The sequence below is a fragment of the Aquimarina macrocephali JAMB N27 genome (assembly GCF_000520995.1).
GTDB lineage: Bacteria > Bacteroidota > Bacteroidia > Flavobacteriales > Flavobacteriaceae > Aquimarina > Aquimarina macrocephali.
In genome coordinates this window covers 1-1403 of sequence record NZ_JACA01000110.1, presented here as the reverse complement: position 1 = coordinate 1403, position 1403 = coordinate 1, and the positions used below count along the sequence as shown (strand labels likewise).

2 protein-coding genes are annotated in these 1403 nt (G+C 35.4%); both read right to left on the bottom strand.

The features are described 5' to 3' along the window. Positions 1-919 (bottom strand): BT4734/BF3469 family protein (locus tag Z054_RS30755; RefSeq protein ID WP_051473953.1); only part of this gene is annotated, 919 nt, incomplete at its 3' end. Between the two features lie 256 nt (positions 920-1175). Then, the coding region (locus Z054_RS29570; RefSeq protein WP_035093852.1) for a hypothetical protein at positions 1176-1403 on the bottom strand (228 nt) is incomplete at its 5' end.

The window sequence follows — 1403 nt, the reverse complement described above, 5'->3', positions numbered from 1 at the left end:
ATGGATTAGGGTCATAGGGTAACAAACACCCCCGGCTGACATCACTACCCGAAGTGTCTATCTGGATGGTATAGGTTTCCTTTACATAGTTGATTACTGCCTGAAAGTATTCGGTATGAGAAACTTCATCCAAGGCTATTTTGATAATCCATTTTAAACCATTTCCCCTTGGGGACATAAATAACAGTTGAGAAGGAAAATAGGGATCTTTTAATAGTATCTTTTTAATATCCATTAATTCTGTAGCATTCGGAATCCCATCGATATCAATGGTTAAGAGTTTGGAATGTGTACGAAGTGCATTATTGTTTCGCCTGGTAAACACTCCGGAAAAAGTAACATAGTCAAAATGCTTTTTCTTATACTCTTTTTGTTCTTTTTCTGAAGAAAGTTTACGTAAATGTGCAGTACGATACTTACGGGAGGTGTCCGTAAGCATCTGGTACACGTCTAACAATCCAATGGTTCTGGAGGGAATAAGATTATAGAGGTTTTTAGAAAAATAGCTAAACCGTGGTTCCCATTTGGTATCAGGGATCATGTCCAGATACTTCTGAATATATGCTTGTCGTAAGCTATACCTGGATAACTTTGTTTCTAAGTTCAAATGTAAAGTATCATTGATCTTTAGTAACAACTCTAGTTCTGTATCTGTATCTACTTTAAAATACAATTGCGCAAAGTCAAACACATCTCCCTTATAAATAGTATCTTCTAAATCAATATAGGTGGCACAATGATTTACAATTTTAATCTGTAACGTTTTTCTTTGATGTTTGGAAAAAGGATTATATGTTGGTCTACACTTGTTTGCACTCACTCTAAGCACTGTTTCTTTCGGGTAATACTGCCGAAGGATATAGGCAAAGATCTTTAACCCATAATGAGTTTTCTGTAAAATATGCTGTTTGGTGATCATACGTATCGTTTTAAATGATCATGTTTTTTTTTAAAGTAGTCACACAAAGACACTACAAGCCTATGCCTGTAAAACAGGCATCCCCATGCTTTTATATGTAAAAGCATTAAACCGTATGTCAATGATAATGGTAATCAGAAATGTAACTGGCGTTTCCTTAATAGAAACAATAGTACATACAATAGATTCATAACAGCGCAAGAGGTAGGCGAAAATGCGCTATTGCTATGTATCAAAGAAAAGAGGTGTGTAAAGATTATACCACTTTTCGGGCTCTACGTTTGATTTTATACATCACCGTAGATTTGTTTACTTTATAGTTTTTCAGTTCATCTGCAGTGCAATCTAAATGGGACGCGATCATATCCAGATCCTGAGCAGGGATATCTGCATGGTCATCTGCCAGTAAATTACAATAGCGATTAAAAGTTCTTGCTGTTTTTTTTAACCCCATAATGATCTTTTCTTTAGTAGCCCTGTATTT